Consider the following 22,921-nt stretch of genomic DNA (forward strand, 5'->3'; position numbering starts at 1 on the left):
ATGCGACACTGAATAGTAGGAGGAGATATGTTAAAAATCTCCTCCTTTTGTTTTATTGATTTTGTTGGGTGAGTTCCAAGGCCCGTTGATAAGCGACTTTCTTTTTAATACCAGTCAAATCGGCAGCCAGTTGTGATGCTGCTTTGACCGATAAATCCTGTAATAAACGTTTTAACAATTCATCCAGTTTATCTTGTTCCATGTCTTTTTCTGCAGTTGCACCACCCACGACCACCACAATCTCACCTTTTTCCTGGTTATGATCATTTTCAATAAAAGTGACCAGTTCTTTTAAGGTCATTTTCTTGATGGTTTCAAAGGTCTTGGTGATTTCACGGGCAAAGCCGACAGGACGATCTTCACCAAAAACCTGCGCCATATCTTTGATACAGGCCAGAATACGATGCGGTGCTTCATAAAAAATCAGGGTTTGGGTTTCATCTTTTAACTTTTCTAGCTGACTGATGCGCTGAGAGGCTTTAGAGGGTAAAAAGCCTTCAAAACTAAAACGGTCGCTTGGCAATCCCACCGCACTCAAGGCCGCAATCGCCGCGCATGCACCAGGAACAGGAATCACACGAATGCCATGTTCTTGTGCTGCACGAACGAGTTTAAAACCAGGATCACTAATCAGGGGAGTACCTGCATCACTAATCAGTGCAATACTTTCGCCATTGAGCATTTTTTGCAGAAGTTGATCAATTTTGTTACTTTCATTGTGATCATGACACGCTGTGAGTGGAGTTGAGATATTATAGTGCTTGAATAATTGAGCAGATTGACGAGTGTCTTCTGCGGCAACTACCGATACGGATTTTAAAATATCAATTGCACGAAAGGTCATGTCATCTAAGTGCCCAATCGGGGTTGCTACAACAAATAATTGAGCACTCATAAAAGGTAACTCCCTAATGTATTACAAAGAATATTGGCTGCTATTATGTTTGGCAGCATGTGTGAGTCCAGTTTATGCGGACGTACTGGTGATTCTACCTGAATCTGGTACGATGGCGCGAGCTGGTCAGAGCATCAAACGTGGTTTCTTGAGCGCTTATACAGCATCTGGCAGCAAAGAAAAAATCATTTTTGTAGATTCAGCCAAAAATAGCGTGGATACGATTTTTAAAAAAAGAGTGAATAACAAGACCAGATTGATTGTTGGACCATTGGCCAGACCTGATATTGAAACGGTCATGCAACTGAACCCAGCAATTCCTGTCCTTGCTTTAAATGATGTAAATAGCCAGACCAGCAACGTATGGCAATTTAGCTTGGCCAAGCAACATGATGCAGTTGCACTCAATCAATTACTTAAGAAAGACAAGATTAAAAGCTTATTGGTATTGCGCCAAGCTGGAACTGAATCTGCAACAGAACTGTTTATGATGGCGCTGATGTCTGAATTCGGCTCAAATATTCATGTGGTTAATGAACTGCCGAAAAAACTGGCCCGCAAAGAAGGTCTGCTGCTACTCGGTGATCAGCCATGGTTAGAACAGCTTGGAACTTTGCCTGAAAAAAATATCTACGCTACAGCATTAAGTATTGAGCAGGATAAACCTATTCCAATCGGCTTAAGTTTTTGTGATACGCCGGCCTTATATAATAGTCAGTGGGCGGATTTAATCGTGGCTTATCAACAACAACCTGAAAATATGGCGTTTCAGCGTTTATTGGCATTTGGTGGAGATGCGTGGAGTATTAGTCAGCAATTTTTAACTAGTTCCGATCGTCATTTTTCTTTTGAAGGCCGAACTGGCGCGATTGATGTAAAAGACGGCAAGGTTTATCGTCAGCCTTATTGCTATCAACAGCAGAAAAAGGGTATCCAGGTTTTAAAATAAGATTGAGCAGGTATGTCAACACACAGGCAGGACTTAGGCCAATGGGCTGAGCAGGCAGCACTTGTTCTTTTACAAACGCAGCAATATGAGTGCATAGCACGAAATTATCATTCACGTTATGGTGAAATTGATTTGATTGTAAAACGGGAGAAGCAGCTGGTTTTTGTCGAAGTTAAAGCGAGATCAGTGGGGAGTTATGCAGGAGCTTGTGAAGTGATTTCGCAGGCTCAGCAGCGTAAAATCATTAAGACGGCGCAGTGGTTTTTACATAAATCTCCACATTATGATGACTTTGATTGTCGTTTTGATGTGATTTGTTTTGATTTTCCACAGAAAATTGCAAAAACAGTACAACCAGATTTTTCAAAATTGCAGTATGATCAGCAATGGATTGAACATGCATTTACCTTAGATTGATTCATGAGTCTAATATAATGCTAAATATTGAAAATTGAACAAATTTGTTTGTAGATAGGGAGTCTTGCCAAGTGTTAAAACGTTTATCGATTACGTTGCTTTGCGCTGCAAGTTTATCGGGTTGTGCAAGTTTTATTTCTGGCGGTACAGGCACTTCACCCGTTGGAACGAATAGTGGTGAACGTAGTCTGGGGCAGATTTTTATTGATTCTTCAATCAAACGTACCGCAAATATCAATTTGTACAAGCTAGATCATCGTTTCAAGCAGTCACGTATCAATATTGAAAGTTTCCATAGTAATGTCTTATTAACAGGACAAGTGCCTGATCCATATTTAAAACAGTTGGCGGAAGACAATTTACGTTCAATGTCAGATGTCAAAGCTGTGCACAACTATATAACAGTAGGCGATAAAGTTGGCTATAACACTATCATGCAAGATGCAACGGTGACGGCGAATACTCGTGGCCTGTTAATGAAAGCACCTGTTGTCTCTGACAGCAAAGTGTTGGTGCATACAGAAAATGGTGTGTTGTATGTCATGGGGCGTTTAAATACTGCTGAATCAAGAGATTTAGATGATGTCTTACAAAAAGTGGGTAATGTGAGTAAAATTGTCACGCTCATTGACAATGTGGATCAACCTTCTGGTACGGTAGCCAGTTCAACCGCGGCATCACCGATGGTCGGAACTGCAACGACACAGCCTCTGGTTGAGACGCCAGTTGCAATTGATCCTGATCAGGCGGAACCTGCGACTATTACCCCAACTAATCCTTAATTTATGAAGCAACTTATCCAACAAGTACAAGAAAATGTAATCAAGGCGAAAACATTTTATCAGGAGTTTCGCCTTTATGATTTTGCTAGTTATTCGATTAATTACCTAACCCCAAAAGATACTTTTGAGAAGGAAGAACATCTGGCTTATGGGCTGAAAGCCAGACAGCGTCTGGATTTGTATCGAACCAAAAGTCCGAAGCAGCAAAGACCCCTGATCGTGTTTGTGCATGGTGGTTCTTGGCAACATGGTAATAAACGCGATTATTTATTTGTTGGAGAAAGTTTCGCACGGGAAGGCTATGATGTTGCAGTCATTAACTACCATCTAGCACCTGAGCATATCTTTCCGACCTTTATTGATGATCTCGCACAAGCGATTCATTACTTAAGTCAGAATCAAACCAAGCTGAACATTTCTACCGACAATATCATTTTGATGGGGCATTCTGCGGGTGCTTTTAATGTGATGTCAGTGGTGTATTCAGCCTATTCACAAAATTTTAAATATAAAGATAAGATTCGTGCCATTGTCGGTATGGCGGGGCCTTATCATTTTGATTATAAGAATGACCCATTGGCTGAACATGCCTTTGATCAGAAAGTGTCGTATCAACAAGTGATGCCATATTATTTTATCGAACCGAATCAGATTAAGCATTATTTATTGATGGCTGAACAAGATCAGCTGGTTAGTCAAGAAAATAGTTTTGATCTAGATAAGGCGTTAAGAGAAAAAGGTAATCACAGCCATATTGCTGTGATTCCGAAGACGGGGCATATTAGCATTGTTGCGACATTGGCAAGTCTGATGAGTCATTATTTTAAAACCAAACGTACCATCTTGCATTTTTTAGATGAAGCGCTAGAGCCCTAAACAATAAAAAAGCATCGTTTAAGATGCTTTTTTATTGTTGATCATTTGCATGATCATGCTATGTGCAATACTGCCTTTGAAGGGAATCTCAGGCAGTTGATCGAACTTGAAGAATTGTGCAGCGCTAATTTCTTCAAGCTGTAATTGAATATCGCCTGATTCATATTCAGCATGAAAGGCAATCATCAGATTGCTTGGAAAAGGCCAGGGTTGGCTCGACATATAACGAATATTTTTCAGTTTCAGTCCAACTTCTTCAAACGCTTCTCTTTGCACCGCTTCTTCTAGGGTTTCTCCAACTTCAACAAATCCTGCAATCAATCCATACATATTACTTTTATTATGGGCTGATTTGGCTAATAGGACTTCGTCATCACCTTTGGTAATAATGGTAATGATGCAAGGTTGTACGCGAGGATATTGATGATAGCCACAAGCAGGACAGACCATTGCATATTCTTTCGGATGAATCTCTGTCGCATGCCCGCAATGGCTACAAAACTTGTGGTTGCGCCGCCATTCCAATAACTGAACGGCTCGGCTGGCTTGCAAGAAATCACTGCTGGACCAAGATTGAATCAACTCCCGAATAGGAACAAGTTGATAACCCTCGGGAATGGATTCATTTTCAAGCAGATCACGTGCAATGACGTGATCATTATGATGGATGGGGAGGTCACTTGCCAATTTTTCAACTTGTGGAAGTTGGAGATTTTGGTCGACTAACAGTTTTTGGTGTTGAAAAATGTAAGCAAGTGATAGTTGAGTCATTATGCGGCTATGGTTTGTAATTGTTGACTGTTTGATAATGCCACATCAAACATAGATTGCAATACAGGCTGCTTATTCTTCAGGTTATCAATCAGTAAATCTAAGCCAGCAACGACATTTAAAATGCAATGGATCTGTTCAGTATCGAAAGCTTGATTTTGCGCTAAACGATGTTGAGCAAAATGAGCAGCGCCTAATAAGGCGGTTTGTTGTGCAGAACTGCCCAAGAACAGTGCGGCACCAGAAAGCTCTTTTAAATAATCTGGCAGTGCTTCCAGACTATGCGCGCTTGGATCTTGAACATAAAGACTGAGGGTTTGTGTCAAGGTTTCAATCAGTGTTTTTGTTTCAGTGAGTAAGGCTTTATGTGCTTCATCTAAGCGGTCAAGCGAGATTTGCATATTGTTGACACGAAGTTGTAAACGGCTTGATGTGTAATTACGCTCCAAGATGCCAATCGAGTTCATTGAAGCCAGAATACTGTTCATTAACTGCTGTATTGAAGTTGCATCAGTTAATGTATTGGGTTGACTTAATTTGGCTGCCTGTTGAGTCAGCTCTTGGGCTGCCTCATTCAAATTCAGTACTTTGAAGACATTGGAAAGCTGATGCAATTTTTGCTGAATTTCTTGAGTCTTTTCAGCGGACATATTTTGATGGTTATACTCAATCTCATTACGGATTTGAGCCATTTCCTCAGTCATTAACTGGCTGATAGTATGTACGGTTTCATAGTCAGGGCCATATAAATGACGGCTTAACACTTGAAGTTGAGTGTCACTCAGTAGTTCATCACCAATATTTAGTTGCTCTCGAATGTGGTGTGACACATTATCTTCTTGGCTAATGCAAATACATAAGATGTCGGCAAGATCGGCGATGGTATTTTTAAAGCTAGCCGGTTCTAACAGGAATTTAGCAATATTGGTTTCAATTTGAATTAAAGTGCGTAGACGTGCTTCGGTAATTGAAAGCACGTCAATATGGCTTAAGCCCACATTGACCAGTTGCCAGTATTGCTGACTTGGCTGACCAACCGCTAAACCAGCCAGATAAACACCGACTAATTTAATCCCTTGCAGATCAAGTGGTGTTTCTGCTTGCTTGATCAATTTGTTTAAACACAGCTTATAGAGCTGATGAATATATTGTGATTGTTCTAGGCTTGGCGCTTGCGGTAAATTAAACGTTGGCGTAATGAACTCAAGCAGTGGCTGTACGGTTTGACCTTCTTTGGTCAGTGGTTTACCTAGTGCTTTTTCTAAACGATTGAGTGTGTCGAGCAGGAACTGTGGCACTTTTACTTCACGTAAGCAGATGAATTCAATATAACGTTTCAACATTGTAGTGCCTTCACTTAGGGCCACCACATCACTGGTTTGAATTTGCTGTGGTTGCGCCATAATTTTACGCATCAACTCCGCAGAGTATTGCGTAATTTGTGATAAATGTGGCATGTCAATTAAGGCAAGCACTTGCGTGCATTGTTCAAATTGGTTCAGTGCATCATCAATTCCAAATGGTAAAGCTTGTTCTTCAGCAAGGGTATTGACCGCTGTTTCTACCAATTTAATCGAATTGTCGATCTCATTTTTTATTATTAATAATGCCGTTGGGTCGAAATGAATCGAGGTTTGGTAAGACATATGACCTACACCTTTCCTAAGTTGTTATATCCATTGACCTCATTTTTTTTAGGAGGTCTAAATCTTTAGGGTTAATATAACTTAACTTTAGAGGCTTGAAATACAAAAACTTACATTGAGCAGAAAATTTATTTTGCGAAAAGGCAAGGCTCTCCATGTTTTTGCTCAAATTGTTTGACCCAAGTCTCATGTTCATTCAGTTCCTGCTCTGAAGGTTCAATCACAGGTAAGTCCACTTGCACACGTTGACGGGTAGTTTTGCCTTGGTTTTGTTCAGTTTGAGAAAGGGCATCCATATCAAATGAAACTTGCCCGCCAGTCATGGCCAGATAGACATCAGCCAAAATTTCAGCATCCAGCAAGGCGCCGTGGAAGGTACGATCGCGTGCTGGAATTTCGTAACGGCGGACCAAGGCATCCAAAGAGTTCTTTTGCCCAGGATGTTTATTTTTGGCCATTGCCAAGGTATCGGTAACTTCGCAGACCTCTGAAAGCGGAGGGAGTCCAGTACGCTTGAACTCCATATCCAGAAAGTTCATATCGAAGGTGGCGTTATGCGCGATAATCTCGGCACCTTTTAAATAGGCAAAGAGTGTATCGGCAATTTCTGCATATTTCGGTTTGTCTTTTAAAAAATCATCGCTGATACCATGGACATTTTCAGAATCGCCAACAGCTTTTTCAGGATTGATATAGATATGAATCGAGCTACCTGTCAGTTTACGATTGACCATTTCAATCGCACCGACTTCGATGATACGGTCTCCATCTTGATAATAAAAACCTGTCGTCTCTGTATCAAGAATGAGCTGACGGGGGCCTTGAAGATGAACTTTGGCCTCTGTAATGACAATGTGTGGGTGTTGATTCAAGTTCGGTATTTCTATGTTCTGGTCAACTTGATTGTTATCAGTCTGTTCAGCTTGTAGCATATTGTCTTGTGGCTCTTCTTCAATCATATCGTCTGCCTCTACCTCTACATCTAGGCCGAAGGGGTCTGTTAACAGCCAGTCCGCTTCAGGCTTTTTTGTATCAGCGTTAGCCTGTGTTGCAGATTTCAATTGTTGAGCTGTTTGTTCGGCACCAAGATTTGCCAGTTGGTCTGCCATTTCATTACCTGCATGTCCAGCATGGCCTTTAATCCAGTTCCATTCGATATCTCGATTGGCGCAGATCGCATCCAGTTTTTGCCATAAATCAGGATTTTTAACATCTTTCCAGTTTTTCTTTTTCCAGCCATGAATCCATTCGGTAATGCCTTGTTTGACATAGTTGGAATCGGTCCAGATGATTAAGCGTGCATCAGTTGGACAGAATGCAACGCCTTCAATCGCGGCTTGTAGTTCCATACGGTTATTGGTCGTCTCTGGTTCGCCGCCAAACAGTTTATGTTCACCTTGTTCGGTAATGACATAAGCACCCCAACCCCCAAGACCCGGGTTTCCTTTGCATGCGCCATCAACATAAAGAGTGATTGTTTGTGACATATCTGAACCTGAACAATAAGCAGAATAAAAAATTGAGTATTTGCAATCCGAAAAGCGGGAGCAATATTCAAGTGTGATTTGAACCCATCCAAACTGGATTGGGGTGCCCAGAATTTTAGCATTCTTGAGCTATCTCTTGTATTGTAAAGCTAAATTCCGATTCTGAACGTTACAAAACTCATCTTTTTTAATTTCTTGTAACATTTCCATGCAAATCACGTTAAATTATTGCCTTGTCTAAGTGCCATGCTTTACTACAATGGCAAATCGAAGAAATAAACTAGCGTGAGTTGACTGGAAGTTTTTATGTATAAATCGAGCACTTTGATGTTGCAAAAATCTGCAACATCATTATTCAAAATCACTGTACTCACTTCTGCTCTAGCTGCGTTGGGAATTACTGCAGGTTGTTCTTCAACACCTTCGTCTGGCAAAACCTCATCTTCTAAACATGTGGGTTCAGGTTATCTGGATGCAAGTAGCCTAGATTCTTTAGAGGATTTACTTTCTGCAACGGATATGCGTGCTGTAGAAGGTGACCGTCTATTGGTGCTGAAACATGGTGATGTGTGGAAGCGGATGACGGTAGGTTTCAAGATGGATCTGAACCATTGGGATTCACGTATTGAGGCACAACGTAGCTGGTTTATTTCACGCCAACCTTATTTGGATCGTTTAAGTGCACGTGCCAGCCGTTATTTATACCACACTGTAAAAGAAGCGGAACGCCGTGGTATGCCAACTGAATTGGCGCTACTGCCGATTATTGAAAGTTCTTATGACCCTGCTGCAACCAGTAGTGCTGCGGCAGCAGGTTTATGGCAGTTTATTCCGAGTACGGGCCGTATTTATGGTTTACAGCAAACCAGCCTGTATGACGGTCGTCGTGACGTTGTCGAGTCGACGCGTGCAGCGTATGAATTTTTTGGTAGCTTATATAACCAGTTTGGCTCTTGGGAACTTGCATTGGCGGCTTATAATGCTGGACCAGGGCGTATTCAACAGGCGATTAACCGTAACCGTGCGGCAGGTTTGCCAACTGATTATTGGTCATTAAAACTTCCTCAAGAAACCATGAACTATGTGCCGCGTTTCTTGGCTGTTGCGCAGATTATTAAAAATCCGGGTGCTTATGGGGTAAGTTTGCCACCAATTGCCAACCGTCCTCACTTCCGTGAAGTGAGTTTGGCTGCACCACTCGAGTTAAATCAGATTGCTTCGATTACAGGTTTAAGTCGTGCTGAGCTCTATGCATTGAACCCGGGTTATCGTGGTGAAATGGTGGATCCAATGAGTCCAATGCGAATTCTGATTCCTGCGGATTTAAGCCCATCAATTGATGCAAAACTTCGTTCAGGCAAACCAAGTTCGGGTGGTTTCTGGGCAAGCAATAAAACACCACCAGCAATGAATAACAGTTCATCGAATACCTCAACGACGATTCGTACCACGACAAGCACTGGCTCTAGCACCAGTGCGGCAACGGTAACACCCCCGAATTTAACCGCAAGTAATACAACGCGCCCAACGACATCATCGACCAGTAAACTGAATACGCCACGCGGTTCAGATGCTTTAGCATCATTTGCAGCAGCTGCAGATGTACCGAGTGCGCCACGTATTCCAGTTGCGATTACCCCCGCTGCGAATATCAAACCAGTCAAAACCGAGCCACCCATTTCTTTGAAAGAGCGTGAGCAAATTAGTGCAGCAATCAAGGAAGAAGGTAAGAAGGAAACTGTTGCGCAAGCTTTAGAGCCACAAGCAACCCAAGCTGAACGAGATCAGGTGGTTGCGGAAATCAAGGCCATTGCACCGAAAGGTACAGAAATTGTCGATCCATTTGATGGCAAGATTAAGTTGACTGCCATTCAGACCAGCCAGTCCGTTGCTGATGAAAAAGGTCAAGAAGTGAGTAAGGGCTTTGCTTATCCGAAGAATTTGGTTGAAGACACTGCGACTGCAAATAGCGATGATGCGAAGCGCAATCAGGGTAAACCTTATATCAAAACGGATACCGATGTGGTGGTGGTTGCACCAAAAGGCAAGCGTAGTACCTATGTCGTACAGCCCGGTGATACGCTTGCAATCATTGCGCAGAAAAATGGTGTGAATTGGCGTGACATTGCGCAGTGGAACCAGATTGATCCAAACGGCACATTATTTGTTGGTACCAGTTTGTATCTTTATGATGCCAAACCTCAAGCTGAGCCTGTTAAAGCCGCTGAGAAGCCAGAGAGTTATGTGGTGCAGTCAGGTGATAGTTTGACCAATCTGGCCTCACGTTTTGATTTAACGCTGAAACAATTGGCTGATTATAATAACCTGTCTGTAACGGATGGTTTGTTCGTAGGGCAAAAACTCACTTTGATTGAGCCGAAAACGAATACTCGCACAGCACATCAAACGACACGTGCTACAGAAAGTAAAGCTGCAACGGCTGCAAAAGTTGCAACCAAATCGTATACCGTGAAACGTGGTGAATATTTAAAGTTGATCGCTGATCGTTATGCCTTATCGAACCAAGAATTGGCTGATCTAACATCGGGCTTAACGTCGAGCAGCAGTTTGTTTGCTGGACAAAAAATTAATGTGCCATTGCACGAAGTTTCTCAGACCCAAGATGAGCCTGAGCCAACAAAGGGCAATGTAAGTGCATCGACCAGTTATAAAACGGAAAGTTATACAGTACAACGTGGCGATACGTTATCAAGTATTGCGACCAAGTCGAAAATTTCGCTCAGTGAATTAGCTGATTTGAATAACTTGAAGTCAAATAGTGGCGTACGTTTGGGGCAAAGCTTAAAGATTCCAGCGGGTTCAACTGTACCTGACCAATATGTAGTTCAGTCTGGCGATAGCTTGAATGCGATTGCAGCCAAGTACAATCTACAACTCAGCTATGTTGCCGATTTGAATGGCTTGGAGCGAACAGCAGGAGTACGTGTTGGTCAGCGTTTAAAGTTAAGCGGTGATGTACCTGCAAAAACGACGACCAGCAATACGGCTAAAGCGAGAGATGAAAGTACCCCAGATGTCTATACTGTCAAGTCGGGTGATACCTTAGGCAATATCGCGAGTCGCCATAATTTGCAGTTGGATTATGTTGCGGGTTTAAATGGTTTAACTCGGACCAGTAATGTTCGTCTCGGTCAGAAACTGAAGTTGACAGGTGATCTTCCAAAAGCTGAAGCGGCAAAAGCCGACAACACTAAAACAGCTCCTAAGGCTGCGGCGTCAAGTCGAAATACTGAAAAATATAGTGTTAAAGCGGGTGAGTCACTGAACAGCATTGCCAGTCGTTTCGGGATGTCGGGTCGTGAATTGGCTGATTTAAATGATCTCAAAGCCAATGCAAGTTTACAGCGTGGTCAAAGTATCTCAGTTCCTAAAACAGTAACTGAATACAAAGTAAAGCGTGGCGATACCTTAATTGGTTTAGCAAGCCGTTATGGTTTGGAGACCAGCGCCTTGGCTGAAATGAATGATCTGACCCCAAGTACTCAATTACGTATTGGTGATGTCATTAAAGTGCCTAGCTTGTAATTACAGATGAGCTTTTCGCTTTTCACAAAAAGGCTTAGTCTATGTTATGGACTAAGCCTTTTTACTCCGATTGCCTTTGCGGCAATACAAACCACACCTTATTTGGCCATGCATGTGCAGCCGAAATATGCACAGCTCAAAGCGATGCCTTATGCCAATCCAAATGCACCTAAGGGAGGAGTCCTGAGTCAATCCAGTTTGGGAACATTTGATAATTTAAATAGCATGAATGGCAAGGGCAGTTCGACTGAAGGGGTCAATTATCTATTCGATAGTTTAATGGATCGTTCATTGGATGAACCACGGGTCATGTATCCATTATTGGCGGAAAAGGTCAGTTACGATCCAGAGCATCTACAATCAGTGACTTTCCATTTGAATCCACATGCGCGATTTAATAATGGTCAGCCTGTCACCGCAGAAGATGTCAAATTTACCTTTGAGATGTATCAAACTAAAGCCAATTTAGGTTTTCAGATGTATTTGTCTGATTTGGCTAAAACAGAAGTATTGTCCAGATACCAGATTAAATTTACGTTTAAATCGAAGAATAATGTGGAAATGCCGCTGATTGTGGCAAGCCTTCCGATCTATTCAAAACTAGACTGGAACAACAAAGACTTTACGCGGGTGACATTACAACCGATTGTCGGGTCTGGCCCCTATGTGATTGACCGGATTGATGCAGGCCGGAGTATTAGCTATAAACGCAGCCCAAACTATTGGGCCAAAGATTTGCCTGTGAATAAAGGTCGTTATAACTTTGATCGACTTAAGTATGTGTATTATCGAAATTTAGAGGTCAGTTTCGAGGGCTTTAAAGCTCGGCAGTTCAATTTATATGAAGAAAAAAATATCCGTAATTGGGTGACTGCCTATCATTTTCCAGCAGTTAGGTCGGGCTTGATCAAGACTTATAAAGCGCGTTTGGGAACGCCGTTGGATATTCAAAGTTTGGTGTTTAATATCCGCCGTGCCCCCTTGAATGATATCCATCTTCGTCAGGCATTAACCTATGCTTATGACTTTGAATGGCAAAATAAAGCTTTATTTTTTAATCAGAATCAGCGCTTACAAAGCTATTTTGACAATACCGATTTGGCAGCAACGGGCCGACCGAGTACCGCCGAGCTAAAAATCTTGAATCCGTTCTTGGCTCAGTTAGATCCAGTCATGCGTCAAGGAGTGCTGGCGGATTGGCATTATCCTGTTTCCGATGCGAGTGGTTTCAATCGACAGAATTTATTGGCAGCGCAAAAGGTTTTAAAAGATGCGGGCTATGTTATTCGCCAAGGTCGATTGTATGATCGTCAGGGAAACGCGATTCGCATTGAGTTATTGATGCAGCAAGAGAACCCACAACGTGAATTGATGCCTTTTGTGCGTAATCTGGGGCGTTTAGGGATTCAGGTCAATCTCAGACAAGTCGATGTTCCCCAATATATGGAACGGATTCGGCATCAAGATTTTGATATGATGGTACTGAAATTGCCACAGACCTTGACGCCAGGCAAAGAGCAAGCCCAGTTTTGGGGGAGTGCTGCCGCGGATGAAGCAGGGAATTACAACTATTCAGGAATAAAGAACCCTGCAATTGATCAGATGATTAGGAAGATTGTGGCGGCAAAAACACGTGAAGAAGTGGTGTTGTATACGCGCGTACTCGATCGTTTGCTGCGAGCAGGTTATTATCAGATCCTGACTTATGGGAAACCCGAACGATGGTTCGCCTATTGGGATATATATCAGCAACCACAAATTAAACCAAAGCTTTCTGTGGGGTGGGAATACTGGTGGGTTGATGCTGCGAAAGCTAAAAAACTTGATCAGCCTGTGCAAAAATCTGGATTAAAATAATCAAGGATCTTACTAAATGCTTCACTATATTCTGAAAAGAATGTTATTGATGATCCCAACCTTATTTTTCATTTTATTGATTAATTTTATTATTGTGCAAATTGCACCCGGCGGGCCTGTCGAACAAGCGGTTCAACAAATCCAGAATGCACAGGGTTTAGGGGCAGGTAGTCATTCACAATCTACACTCGGTACACTGGCACAGTATCAGGGTGCACGTGGCTTAAGCCCGGAGATGATTGAAAAAATCAAAGCACAGTATGGTTTTGATCGACCGGCCTATGAGCGCTTTGGATTAATGCTCAAAGGGTATTTGACGCTGGATTTCGGCAGCAGTTTTTTTAAAGATAAGCCTGTAACGCAGCTACTCTATGAAAAATTGCCAGTCACGCTGTCTTTGGGGATTTGGAGCACTTTTCTGATTTACCTGATTGCGATTCCTCTGGGCATTAAAAAAGCCAAAAATAATGGTTTGCTGTTTGATCAATCCAGTTCATTGTTGCTTGCAGTAAGTTATGCGATCCCATCTTTTGTTTTTGCCATTTTGCTGATTGTTTTTTTTGCAGGAGGTAGTTATTTACAATGGTTTCCGTTGCAAGGTTTGGTATCGGAAAACTTTGCCCAGCTGAGTCTATTGGCAAAAATAAAAGATTATCTATGGCATATGAGTTTGCCGATTCTGAGCATGGTATTGGGGAGTTTTGCTGCACGCACCTATCTGATTAAATATTCATTTGTAGAAGAGCTGAAAAAGCCCTATGTGCTGACTGCACGATCAAAAGGCCTAAACGAAAATCAGATCCTTTATGGGCATGTTTTTCGTAATGCAATCTTGGTGGTGGTGGCAGCTTTACCGGAAACACTGGTCGGGATTTTCTTTGTAGGTAACTTATTTATCGAGATTATCTTTAATCTGGATGGCATTGGCTTATTAGGTTTTGAGGCAATTACCCAGCGTGATTATCCTGTCATTTTTGGAACTCTTTTTTTATTTACTCTATTTGGAATGATTTTGCGGTTAATCGGTGATTTACTCTATCACGTGATTGATCCGCGTATTGATTTTGAATCAAGAGGTGGGCAATGATGTCACCTTTAATGCGCGCACGATTTTCTCGCTTTCAGCATAATCAGCTTGGTTTTCGTTGTTTTATTCTATTTATAATTATTTTTGTTTTGTCGCTATTTGCCGAATTCATTGCTAATGATAAACCGCTGTTGGTTCATTATCAGCAGTCTTTTTATTTCCCGATCATTCGGGATTATCCAGAAACGACCTTTGGCGGTGTTTTTGAAACCACTGCAGATTATCAAGATCCTGTGGTGAAGCAATTAATTGAAAAGCAGGGCTGGATGATTTCCCCACCGGTGTCTTTTTCCTATCAATCTCCCAATTTATCACTTGCGGTGCCTGTGCCATCAAAACCAAGTCCACAGAACTGGCTTGGAACGGATGATCAAGGTCGCGATGTATTTGCCCGAATTCTCTATGGTCTTCGCATTTCCCTCTTATTTGGATTTGCCCTGACACTGTGTTCTGCTGTTGTTGGCATTATTGTGGGGGCAATACAGGGGTATTACGGTGGCTGGATTGATCTGATTGGACAACGGGTGCTAGAGGTGTGGGGCGGTTTGCCAATGCTGTTCATTGTCATGATTCTGGTCAGTATGTTTAGCCCCAGTGTATATTGGCTATTTCTGATCATGTTGCTATTTGGCTGGACGGAGTTGGTTGGATTGGTACGGGCAGAATTCTTGCGCGCGCGCAATCTTGATTATGTTCGGGCAGCGCAAGCGTTGGGGGTAAGTGATGATCAAATTATCTTTAAGCACATCTTGCCTAATGCTATAAGCTCTAGTCTGTCACAGATTCCGTTTATGTTGACCGCGAATATCATTGCTTTAACTGCATTGGATTTTTTAGGTTATGGTCTACCTCCTGACGCGGCTTCGCTCGGAGAGTTATTATTACAAGGTAAAAATAATCTCGATGCACCTTGGCTGGTGCTTTCAGGATCCTTTACTTTGGCGATTGTACTGTCTTTATTGATTTATATTGGGGAGGCAGCGCGTGATGCATTCGACCCAAGACGCTAAGACTGTTTTACAGCCTTTATTAAGTGTTCAGCAACTCAAGATCCAAAACGAAATAGGACACTGTTTGGTCGAGCATTTGAGCTTCGATGTTTACTCTGCCCAAACGGTGGCGATTGTCGGTGAAAGTGGTTCTGGGAAATCAATCAGTGCGCTTGCCCTATTGGGGTTGTTACCCGAGAACTTGGCGGTGCAAGGGCGAGTTGAATTTGCTGGCCAAGCGTTTTTGTCTGCTCACCAAGCTCAATTGCAGCAGCTTCGCGGCAAACGAATTGCCATGGTTTTTCAAGAACCAATGACAGCATTGAATCCTTTGCACTGTGTAGAAAAAATAATTGCTGAAAGCCTGATTTTATCTGGGTTTAGTAAGGCAGATATTCGACAGCAGACGCTTTCTTTATTACAAGAGGTTGGGCTTGTTGAGGCAGAGCAAATTCTGAAATGCTATCCACATGAATTATCAGGAGGGCAACGACAACGGGTGATGTTGGCGATGGCCTTGGCTTTAGAGCCTGAAATTTTGATCGCAGATGAGCCAACGACAGCTTTAGATGTGGTGCTACAAGCCCAAATTTTAGCGTTGTTAAAACGGTTACAACAGCAGCGAAAGATGGCACTTATTTTGATTAGCCATGATCTGAATTTAATTCGGCATTATGCAGATCAGGTTGTGGTACTCAATCAAGGGCGAGTTGAAGAGCAGGGTGAGGTCAATGAAATTTTTACACATCCCAAGACGGTATATACGCAGAATCTACTGAATCATGATTTTGGGCAGGCTTTGCAGCTACAACCCAGCCAGAGATTACTGGAATTAAAAAATGTTACGGTAAAATATCCTATCAGAGGTGGGCTATTTAATCGGATTCAATCCTATAAAGTTGCCGCTGAAGCTGTGAGTTTTAGCTTATCGCAAGGCGAGGCTTTGGGTATTGTTGGGGAAAGTGGTTCAGGGAAGTCTTCGTTGGCGTTGGCTATCACGCGGTTGATCAAAAGTGAAGGTGAAATCCTTTTCCAGAAGAATAATTTAAACCAATTGACCCGAAAACAGCTTCGGCCACTTCGCCAAGATTTCCAGATTGTCTTCCAAGACCCTTTCAGTAGCTTAAATCCACGAATGTCTGTTGAACAAATTATTGCAGAGGGGCTTCAGCTGCAACGTATTTCCAAGCAACAGTGTCATGAGCAAATTGACGCTGTGCTTGCAAAAGTCGAATTGTCTACAACAGAAAGAACTAAGTATCCTCATCAGCTCTCTGGCGGTCAGCGGCAACGTGTAGCGCTTGCTCGTGCATTGGTCTTGAATCCCAAGCTACTGATTCTGGATGAACCGACGTCTGCTTTAGATCGCACCACCCAACTGGCCATCATTCAGTTACTGCGTCGTTTGCAGCAACAAGAAAAAATCAGTTATGTGTTTATCAGTCATGACTTACAAGTCATTCAAGCGCTTTGTCAGAAAGTCATGGTCATGCATCACGCCAAAGTCTTGGAATATCAAGCAACAGCACTTTTATTTAGCCAGCCTCAGACGGAATACACGCGTCAACTCATTTCTGCCAGCACATATTCTCATTGTAATTAAATTGACATATGCTATTGTCAGTTTGTCGGAAGAGAGCTTGACAGTCAAAATAATCAGATTAAATTAGAGTAAAAGCTCTAATAGTAGCAGAGGATGGCCATGAGTCAGATTGCAGATAGTATCCAGATTCGGAACACCACATTTAAAAACCGTATTATTAAAGGGGCCATGAGTGAAGCGCTGGCAAATGATGCTGGACAGCCGAATGATGTGTTAATTGGTTTATATGAGGCTTGGGCAAAAGGTGGACTCGGTTGTGCCGTCACCGGTAATGTGATGGTGAATATTGGTGCCAAGAATGAGCCTGGTGTGGTTGCAATTGAAACAGAACGGGATTTGGAAAAATTACAGCAATGGGCTGCGATTGGCAAAAAATACGGCATGGTGCAATTGATTCAGTTGTCACATCCTGGTCGGCAATGTCCTAAGGGGCTCAATAAAGAGACTGTCGCGCCATCAGCGGTGCCATTTAGTCCCATGCTTGCTGCAATGTTTGGCACACCACGTGAGCTCAAACATGAAGAAATTTTAGATATTATTCAGCGTTTTGCAACGGCCGCAGCGGTATGCGAAAAGGCTAGGTTTGAGGGGGTGCAGTTTCATGGTGCACATGGTTATCTCATCAGCCAGTTTTTATCACCTCTGACCAACAAGCGTACCGATCAATGGGGTGGTTCGATTGAGAACCGTATGCGATTCTTGCTGGAAATTTATAAGGCAGTCCGTGAGGCGACCTCTGAAAATTTCATCATTTCGGTCAAACTAAATTCGGCGGATTTTCAGCGCGGTGGTATTACTGAAGATGATGTCATTACTGTATTTAAGGCAATTGATGCAGCGGGGATCGATATTATTGAAATCTCGGGAGGGACTTATGAGGCGCCAGCAATGGCAGGAGTAAAAGCCGAATCCCGTAAAGCCAGTACCGTTGCACGTGAGGCATATTTCTTAGAGTTTGCCGAGAAGATCCGCCAACATGTCTCTTGTAAGTTGATGGTGACGGGGGGCTTTCGTACCGTAGAAGGAATGAATGCTGCACTTGAAAGTGGTGCATGTGATTTTATTGGAATTGCACGCCCATTGGCAGTTGAAACGGATCTGACAGACCGTTTAATTGCAGGGCATGATGTTCGTTATGCTGTAAAACCAATTAAAACAGGGATTCCCTTTGTCGATAAGATGGCGATCATGGAAATCATCTGGTATGCCGCACAGTTCAAAGCGATTGGGCAGGGCAAGAAGCCAAATCCAAAATTATCCCCATTGTTGGTATTCTTGAACTATGCGAAAGGGAATATCAAAGCGGTGGTGAAAGGTCGTGTCAATTCGCGTAAATCTGCTTGATCTGATTTAGGGTTCTACGGAACCCTTTATTTTGACAAATAAAAAAGCCACTGTCTTAAGATGCAGTGGCTTTTTCAAATTTGGCGTCCCTACGGGGATTCGAACCCCGGTTACCGCCGTGAAAGGGCGATGTCCTAGGCCTCTAGACGATAGGGACTTCTTGAGGTGGGTGTATATTAGGGTTCTGTCACCAAACTGTCAAGAAGGTGAGGAGACAGTTTGTTCAAAATATAGCAAAACAGTTCAGCGGTCTTCTGCGTATCGTACAAAGCAGAGTGTGCTTCCTTACCATCAAACTCGATTCCGGCCTGAATACAGGCACGTGCCAACACGGTTTGCCCAAACATGACCGCACTTAAGGTCACCGTATCAAACACCGAAAAGCTGTGAAAAGGATTCTGGTTTTTGGTTCCAGAACGTGCAATTGCTGCTTGTAAAAAACCCAAGTCGAAATGTGCGTTATGACCGACCAATACCGCGTGGGTACAGTGCTGGGCTTTGCGTACTTCATTCAATGATTTGAAAATGCGACGTAAAGCACTTCGTTCATCCTCAGCCATCGCAACACGCATTGGGTTGAATGGGTCAATCCCAATAAAATCGAGCGAGCGTCGATCCAGATTGGCACCTTCGAATGGGTTGATATGCGCTTGGAATGATGGACCTGGTACAAATTGACCTTGTTCATCATAAACAATTGGAATACAGGCAATTTCAAGTAGGGCATCGGTTTGTGAGTTAAAACCTGCTGTTTCGACATCGACAACAACAGGTAAAAATCCACGAAAACGCTGTCCAATGACAGGCGCTTTATTTTCTTCTTGGGTCACACTTTTCTCCATTGCAGTGTTTTACCTGCATGAAGTGGAATAATTTTCTGATCTTCAAGGTAATCAAAAGATTCAGCGACGGTAATGTCTTCTTTGACGAGCGTAATGGTTGAAGTATTACGTGGTAAACCATAGAAGTCAGCACCAAACATGCTGGCAAAACCTTCCAGACGTTCTAGTTTACCGACTTGGTCAAATGCCTGTGCATAAAGCTCAATGGCATTAGGTGCGCTATAGCAGCCTGCACAACCACAGGCATTCTCTTTGGCATTTTGTGCATGTGGAGCACTATCTGTACCTAAGAAGAATTTTGGATTGCCGCTGGTTGCTACTTCCAGCAAGGTGGTTTGATGCGTTTGACGTTTTAAAATTGGTAAGCAATAGAAATGTGGTTTGACGCCACCCACTAACATATCATTGCGGTTGAATAATAAATGTTGAGGCGTAATGGTTGCTGCAACATTACGATCTTGTTCCAGTACAAAATTTGCCGCATCACTTGTTGTAATGTGTTCTAGTACGACTTTTAATTGTGGGAACTGCTTCAGTAACGGTGACAGTACTTCATCTAGGAATCTTTTTTCACGATCAAAAATGTCAACATGATTATGCGTGACTTCACCATGAAGCAACAGAGGAACTTGATGTTCTTCCAGTTGTTCGATCACAGCGTACACTTTACGAATATCACTAACGCCATTATCTGAGTTAGTGGTTGCACCCGCAGGATAAAGCTTGATGGCATTGACAAATTCAGACTCTTTAATTTTACGCACTTCATCCGGAGAAGTGTGATCGGTAAAATAAAGCACCATACGCGGATCAAAATGAAGCCCTTCTGGGACATGGGCAAGAATACGCTCGCGATAGGCTAAAGCTTCATCTACAGTTTTGACGGGTGGAACAAGATTGGGCATACAAATTGCGCGTGCAAATTGTTTGGCTAAATCAGGGACAGTACGTTTTAAAGCTAAACCATCACGCAGGTGTGCGTGCCAATCATCTGGTTGCAAAAGTGTAAGAGTATTCAAGGTCTACTTCAAACTTAAAAATAATACAAATAATAATGCATAAAGTGTGAAAATGGTAACTACAATTACGGATAAGTGGTTAAGCAAAGCACATGACAAAATGAGAATTTATGTTATTTTTTATGCGGCACAAAAATAGTGCAGTATAAAAAGAGTGTATGGGATGGACAATGGCTATGATCTTGATCAGTTGCAGAGGTCAAAAGAAGACCTAGAGCAGCTTGTTGCCCAACATTCTAAGTCAAAGAGTTCCCATCAAACTTTACCTCAACAACTAGAAAATGAATTTTGGACCTTTAATGTTGATCGCACCCGCCTCAATGCGATTCAGTTCTTTGGTCAGGGGGTGATTACCTATACTGTTTTTGTTCTGTTGATTTTACCTTCTAACTTTATTGTCATACGTGCAAGTGAGCATTTTGTGCTCGACTTTATCTACAGTATTCTGAGTTTAATGGTCGTTGGTATTGCACTTTTCTTATTCTGGGTCTTCTCAAGATTTAAAACGCTGAGCAATTTATTTTATCCGACAGCCTGTCTCATTGTTTTCTTGACCATTGTATTGACCTCCGTGTTGATGATGAGTGTTTCCAATCTGGTATTGCAGAATCAGGCGATGGTATTGATTGCCTTTCTATATATGTTGGGATTTATTCTGAGTGGCATCCGACCATTACATATGTTGTGGATTGGCTCATTTGCTGCAATTTCTATCTTGTTTATTTTATATTTACTCAATCATACAAGTGACTTTTTAATGATTGGGCGGACGCTGATTGGAAGTTTACTGCTCGGTTTTTCGATTAGTGTGATGTTGACGTCCAAAGAAAGAAAAATATTTATAAAGTCGAAAATCTCAGAAATTGATGAACAGATTTTGCGGATACAGGCCTCTGAGTTGTTACATTTGAGTCAGCATGACGAACTGACCGATGTATCAAATCGACGTACTTTTGAAGAAATGTGCCGTTATTATTATGATTTATCTTGTAGAGAGCGAAAATCATTGTCTGTACTTTTTATCGATATTGATTTTTTCAAAAATTACAATGATTTTTATGGGCATCAAATGGGTGACCAAGTGATCTCGGCTATCGCGAAAAGCATCAAAAGTTCAATTCGGCATATGGATTTTATTGCACGATATGGTGGAGAGGAATTTGTGGTCTTGTTGCCAGAGACTTCAGCTCAAGGAGCTTATGCTGTAGCAACCAATATTTATCGAGCAATTGACCGCTTAATGATTCCTCATGAAAAATCCTTAGTCGCAAATCATGTGACCATTAGCTTGGGGATAACTGTTTTTAATGGCAATCCAAAAATTAGTCAGGAGCTTTTGATTGATACGGCAGATAAAGCCTTATATCGTGCGAAGCAATTAGGTCGCAATCAGATTTATTATCAGCCACTCCCCAACGTAGAATAAAATATTTAAGCGAAAAAAAACCGAAGATCAATGTTGGTCTTCGGTTTTTATCAAATAACTTTTACATTATTCCAAGAATTTTACAGTTACACCTGAGCGTACTTTATTACCTAAATCATTCGCATCCCAGTTGGTTAAACGGATACAACCATGTGATGCAGTTTTAGAGATCAACGATGGGTTTGGTGTACCATGAATACCAAATGATTTCTTGCTTAAACCAATCCAGATATTCCCCACTGGCGCGTTAGGACCAGGTGGTAAAGTGAGTGGTTTAAGGTTCTTACCTTGTACAAAGTTCGATGGTGAGTAGCTATAGTACGGGTTGCGAGCAACACCGACTACTTTATAGGTACCCGTTGGAGAAGGCGTGTCAGAACTACCAATTGTTGCAGGAAATGAAGCAATCATTTGGTTACGGCTGTTGAATAAATACAGCTGTCTTGCACCTTTGTGCGCAACGATCAAATGAATATCTTCTGGTAAATCATTGCGGACATTGGCAACAATGATTTTCTCGCCAGGTTTTTTAAAGGTTGCCGTTGGATTCAGTTTCTTTAAGAAATTTTCATCCATATGGAATTTTTCACCTAACATTTCTGTTACGCGGGTGTAATACAAACCTTTCATTTTTGCTTGTAAGGCGTAGTCTGACGGGATTGAATCCGCATACGGGCCTTTAAAGTCAGCATCGGTGAGTGTGTATTCAACATAAGCCGGTTTGGTTTGCTTAGCAACCAATGCATCCCATGTTTCTTTAGTCAGTTGACCTGTTGGCGTTAAACCATTCATTTGCTGGAATGATGCAATGGCTTTTAATGTATTTTTACCATTTGCGCCATCAATTGCACCTGGTGAAGCATGCGCGTTATTCAGCATCACATGAGCGCGTGCATAGGCTGGAAGCTGTCCTCTGGGTAAGGTTTCAGGCCATTCAGCATTATTGATACTATCCAATGTCCATGAAATTTTAGCAGTAGGTGCAGCCGTTGCAGTATCTGGTGTATTTTCTAATTTTTGAGAGACGACGGATGCAGCACCTGTATTCACTTGAGGATCAGATGTTGCTGGCGCAGCAACGCTAGAGGCTGGATCAGCAGCAACACCAGAAGTGGTACGATCAATTGCTAAGGGATCAATTGGATCTTGTACTGAACCTGCGACTTTTTTGGGATTTAATGGTTGCTCAGTTGTTGGCGCAGCAAAAGCAACATTAGTAAGAATACAACTTAAACTCATAGCGAGTAATGAGCGAACAAACATGTAATTCAACCTTAAGAATTATTCATATTGAGATATAAGATGTTGCAAGTATTACAGAAAATAATACGGCTTGCAGTAGCAGTTTTGTGTAAAAGCGAAATTTATTTGAAGGGAGGGCTTTT

The 22,921-nt window shown here is 42.2% G+C and carries 18 protein-coding genes and 1 tRNA gene; 11 read left to right on the forward strand and 8 right to left on the reverse strand.

Annotated features, from left to right (window positions below; all coding sequences use genetic code 11):
* Positions 1–52: 52 nt before the first annotated feature.
* On the reverse strand, positions 53–895 hold the full coding sequence (gene rsmI, locus F907_RS12065) for a 16S rRNA (cytidine(1402)-2'-O)-methyltransferase (RefSeq protein ID WP_016651744.1): 843 nt from the start codon (positions 893–895) through the stop codon (positions 53–55).
* A gap of 16 nt (positions 896–911) precedes the next feature.
* Between rsmI and F907_RS12060 the strand changes: the two genes are divergently transcribed.
* From F907_RS12060 to F907_RS12045, 4 genes are all read left to right on the forward strand, one after another.
* A complete protein-coding gene (locus tag F907_RS12060; protein WP_016651745.1) occupies positions 912–1,844 on the forward strand; it encodes a penicillin-binding protein activator in 933 nt (310 codons plus the stop codon).
* A 12-nt stretch (positions 1,845–1,856) separates the two neighbouring features.
* The gene (locus F907_RS12055) at positions 1,857–2,261 is read left to right on the forward strand and encodes a YraN family protein (protein WP_005243285.1); all 405 of its coding nucleotides are present in this window, start codon (positions 1,857–1,859) and stop codon (positions 2,259–2,261) included.
* A gap of 71 nt (positions 2,262–2,332) precedes the next feature.
* Complete coding sequence (locus F907_RS12050; RefSeq protein WP_016651746.1) at positions 2,333–3,043, forward strand: BON domain-containing protein; 711 nt, start codon at positions 2,333–2,335, stop codon at positions 3,041–3,043.
* A gap of 3 nt (positions 3,044–3,046) precedes the next feature.
* A complete protein-coding gene (locus F907_RS12045) occupies positions 3,047–3,919 on the forward strand; it encodes an alpha/beta hydrolase (RefSeq protein WP_016651747.1) in 873 nt (290 codons plus the stop codon).
* Positions 3,920–3,937: 18 nt separating this feature from the next.
* On the opposite strand, the gene nudC is transcribed toward F907_RS12045, so the two are convergent.
* From nudC to dnaQ, 3 genes are all read right to left on the reverse strand, one after another.
* Positions 3,938–4,690 carry an NAD(+) diphosphatase gene (gene nudC / locus F907_RS12040; protein WP_005243281.1) on the reverse strand — a complete coding sequence of 251 codons (753 nt, stop codon included), beginning with the start codon at positions 4,688–4,690 and terminating at the stop codon, positions 3,938–3,940.
* The gene (locus F907_RS12035) at positions 4,690–6,336 is read right to left on the reverse strand and encodes a hypothetical protein (RefSeq protein WP_016651748.1); all 1,647 of its coding nucleotides are present in this window, start codon (positions 6,334–6,336) and stop codon (positions 4,690–4,692) included. Before F907_RS12035 ends, nudC begins: the two co-directional genes overlap by 1 nt.
* A gap of 128 nt (positions 6,337–6,464) precedes the next feature.
* Positions 6,465–7,823: a DNA polymerase III subunit epsilon gene (gene dnaQ, locus F907_RS12030; RefSeq protein WP_016651749.1), complete on the reverse strand. Its 1,359-nt coding sequence runs from the start codon at positions 7,821–7,823 to the stop codon at positions 6,465–6,467.
* A 306-nt stretch (positions 7,824–8,129) separates the two neighbouring features.
* Here dnaQ and F907_RS12025 point away from each other — a divergent pair, with 306 nt between their 5' ends.
* From F907_RS12025 to F907_RS12000, 6 genes are all read left to right on the forward strand, one after another.
* Positions 8,130–11,369 (forward strand): LysM peptidoglycan-binding domain-containing protein, encoded by a 3,240-nt coding sequence (locus tag F907_RS12025; protein ID WP_016651750.1) that lies wholly within the window; start codon positions 8,130–8,132, stop codon positions 11,367–11,369.
* 6 nt (positions 11,370–11,375) lie between these two features.
* Positions 11,376–13,226: an extracellular solute-binding protein gene (locus F907_RS12020; protein WP_016651751.1), complete on the forward strand. Its 1,851-nt coding sequence runs from the start codon at positions 11,376–11,378 to the stop codon at positions 13,224–13,226.
* A 16-nt stretch (positions 13,227–13,242) separates the two neighbouring features.
* Positions 13,243–14,313: a microcin C ABC transporter permease YejB gene (locus tag F907_RS12015; protein WP_016651752.1), complete on the forward strand. Its 1,071-nt coding sequence runs from the start codon at positions 13,243–13,245 to the stop codon at positions 14,311–14,313.
* On the forward strand, positions 14,313–15,323 hold the full coding sequence (locus F907_RS12010; RefSeq protein ID WP_032861991.1) for an ABC transporter permease: 1,011 nt from the start codon (positions 14,313–14,315) through the stop codon (positions 15,321–15,323). The genes F907_RS12015 and F907_RS12010 overlap by 1 nt, the downstream gene beginning before the upstream one ends.
* On the forward strand, positions 15,301–16,905 hold the full coding sequence (locus F907_RS12005) for an ABC transporter ATP-binding protein (RefSeq protein ID WP_016651754.1): 1,605 nt from the start codon (positions 15,301–15,303) through the stop codon (positions 16,903–16,905). The genes F907_RS12010 and F907_RS12005 overlap by 23 nt, the downstream gene beginning before the upstream one ends.
* 99 nt (positions 16,906–17,004) lie before the next feature.
* Positions 17,005–18,249: an NADH:flavin oxidoreductase/NADH oxidase family protein gene (locus tag F907_RS12000; protein WP_016651755.1), complete on the forward strand. Its 1,245-nt coding sequence runs from the start codon at positions 17,005–17,007 to the stop codon at positions 18,247–18,249.
* A gap of 81 nt (positions 18,250–18,330) precedes the next feature.
* Here F907_RS12000 and F907_RS11995 read toward each other — a convergent pair.
* The 3 genes from F907_RS11995 to pyrC form a co-directional block, all read right to left on the reverse strand.
* Positions 18,331–18,406 (reverse strand) — tRNA-Glu (locus F907_RS11995).
* 19 nt (positions 18,407–18,425) lie between these two features.
* Positions 18,426–19,091 (reverse strand): ribonuclease T, encoded by a 666-nt coding sequence (gene rnt / locus F907_RS11990; RefSeq protein WP_005243269.1) that lies wholly within the window; start codon positions 19,089–19,091, stop codon positions 18,426–18,428.
* Positions 19,076–20,110 carry a dihydroorotase gene (gene pyrC, locus F907_RS11985; protein ID WP_005272410.1) on the reverse strand — a complete coding sequence of 345 codons (1,035 nt, stop codon included), beginning with the start codon at positions 20,108–20,110 and terminating at the stop codon, positions 19,076–19,078. The genes rnt and pyrC overlap by 16 nt, the downstream gene beginning before the upstream one ends.
* Positions 20,111–20,273: 163 nt before the next feature.
* Here pyrC and F907_RS11980 point away from each other — a divergent pair, with 163 nt between their 5' ends.
* Positions 20,274–21,536: a GGDEF domain-containing protein gene (locus tag F907_RS11980; RefSeq protein WP_016651756.1), complete on the forward strand. Its 1,263-nt coding sequence runs from the start codon at positions 20,274–20,276 to the stop codon at positions 21,534–21,536.
* A gap of 66 nt (positions 21,537–21,602) precedes the next feature.
* Here F907_RS11980 and F907_RS11975 read toward each other — a convergent pair whose 3' ends face one another.
* A complete protein-coding gene (locus F907_RS11975) occupies positions 21,603–22,799 on the reverse strand; it encodes a L,D-transpeptidase family protein (protein WP_016651757.1) in 1,197 nt (398 codons plus the stop codon).
* Between the last annotated feature and the right edge of the window lie 122 nt (positions 22,800–22,921).

Origin of the sequence: Acinetobacter colistiniresistens, from assembly GCF_000413935.1 — a bacterium.
Lineage (GTDB): Bacteria > Pseudomonadota > Gammaproteobacteria > Pseudomonadales > Moraxellaceae > Acinetobacter > Acinetobacter colistiniresistens.